Annotated in this window: 3 protein-coding genes; all 3 read right to left on the reverse strand. The window is 32.2% G+C overall.

Going from position 1 to position 1,810, the window contains the following annotated elements; genetic code table 11:
* Positions 1-299: 299 nt before the first annotated feature.
* Entirely contained in the window at positions 300-782 is a 483-nt protein-coding gene (locus BM000_RS16535) for a hypothetical protein (RefSeq protein ID WP_091500435.1), read from the reverse strand.
* Positions 772-1,155 carry a hypothetical protein gene (locus tag BM000_RS16540; protein ID WP_091500437.1) on the reverse strand — a complete coding sequence of 128 codons (384 nt, stop codon included), beginning with the start codon at positions 1,153-1,155 and terminating at the stop codon, positions 772-774. Before BM000_RS16540 ends, BM000_RS16535 begins: the two co-directional genes overlap by 11 nt.
* A partial coding sequence (locus tag BM000_RS16545) for a hypothetical protein (RefSeq protein WP_218144113.1) occupies positions 1,142-1,810 on the reverse strand: 669 nt, incomplete at its 5' end. The genes BM000_RS16545 and BM000_RS16540, both read right to left, overlap by 14 nt.

Raw genomic sequence — 1,810 nt, forward strand, 5'->3', positions numbered from 1 at the left:
CGGCATAACGCACGGGTATCATCCCGAAAGTCTCGAACTTCCGCCATATTGACACGGGTTACCATTCGGCTTCTCCTCCTTATAGTGTATAGCATGACCCGATAAAAAGCACCTAGGCTCTGCTTTATTTTTCTTTTAGAACACATAGAAAAGCTGCTTTTCTGTTTTAGAAAGCAGCTTTTTACTTTGGCTATGTTGTTTTATTTATAAAATTAATAAATTAATACACCCTTACTTAACAATGATAAGAAATTCATTACCTCCACAAAATAGCTCTTAATTTTCTTATTTTTTTTTTATTACTTTTTTAAGGCCCCTGTTTTCGTAATCTCATCTAAAACATAATTCATCATATTCTGTAAAAAATTATCAATTTTATCTTTTTTAGAGAGCTCTTTAAAATAGACACCTCTTTCTGTTTTTAAATAAACCCTAACATGCTTGCTATTATAAAAATCAAAATTATTGGTTAACTTCATAAAAGGTAATACTTGAGAGCAACTAAGTAATAGAGATTGCATTGCTTTCATTACTTTTGAATAATGTTCTAATTTTGTTAATTTTGAACCAGAACCACTATAAAGATGCGTATTCAAACCAAAAACTAAAGCCAAAGTTTGAGTTTGAATACCAATAATATTACTCTTAATTGGAATATCAAATACTGCAATATAAACTTGATTTTCGTTTTCAAGTAATAAATTCATATCTTGATTTGTGTATTTTAAAACTTGTGATCTATAATCTAGGTATTTTTCATCAACTTTTTTATCAAAATTCAATTTTCTTTATTTCTCCTTTTTTAGTAATATAAAAAAAACTTAAATTATTATTTTTTAGGTCACTTTTCAAAATAAATATTGACTTATTTATATTTTCCTCTGTCAAGCTATTTAATAATTCTTTATGTTGTGCAAAAAAGTTAGAAACAGCATCTTTATATTTTATCCTTATAGTAAAACGCAACCTTTCATATTCAAAGATTATTTGATAACTTAAATATTCATATGTTAATCTATAAAACCCCATGCCTGCTGAATCATTTGAATACTCTTCGTTTTTTAAGATTATATCCTTCTCAAAATACTTTAAAAAATTTTTCTTGGTATAGTCCAAAAAATGATCATTAATGAATTTACTATCATCTGACAACACGCCATAGCACTCCAATCTTTTCAAAAGTAAAACCATGATTTTGCAGATAAGCTATCTCTTGCGAATAAAATGAACCATCACCAATATAATCAAGTGGATTATGTGATAGGTATATGTCCCTTCCAGCGCCAATTTGAATATCTAGGAACTTCTCATTTATTTTCCATATTTCCTTATCACTGTATATTTTACTTAATTCATTCCAATTATCCAACTCAAAAAATTGTGCACCAAATTCTTTAGCTTTAGTAGTATACGCTGTTGACCCACCACCATCAAATTTCCCTAATACAATTGAATCAGAATTACCAGCACCTTTTGTAGCATTAAAAGCGTGCTTCTCAGCATCCATACTACTCATTATTTTTCCAGACCCGCCAGCCTGCTTTCCACCATTCAAAACAACCTGTTCCTTCTTCACATGACCCTTAAAATTCGAAGCCTGACGCGCTCGCTTACTCAACCCAATGTTCTCTCGTATCTTCTTCCATAACGCTAAGGCGTTCAGCTTACCACTTTGACCGAAAAGGGGCTTGCCAATTGGCCCTGCCTGAATCGGGGTGTTAAGGGCAGTGAGTGGTTTCACAGTCGCCACTCCACGGACATGCTTGGCCGCTGCGGCACCACCGTAAATCATACTAACCACCCCAAAACT

This window comes from Amphibacillus marinus (assembly GCF_900110345.1).
Taxonomy (GTDB): domain Bacteria; phylum Bacillota; class Bacilli; order Bacillales; family Amphibacillaceae; genus Amphibacillus_D; species Amphibacillus_D marinus.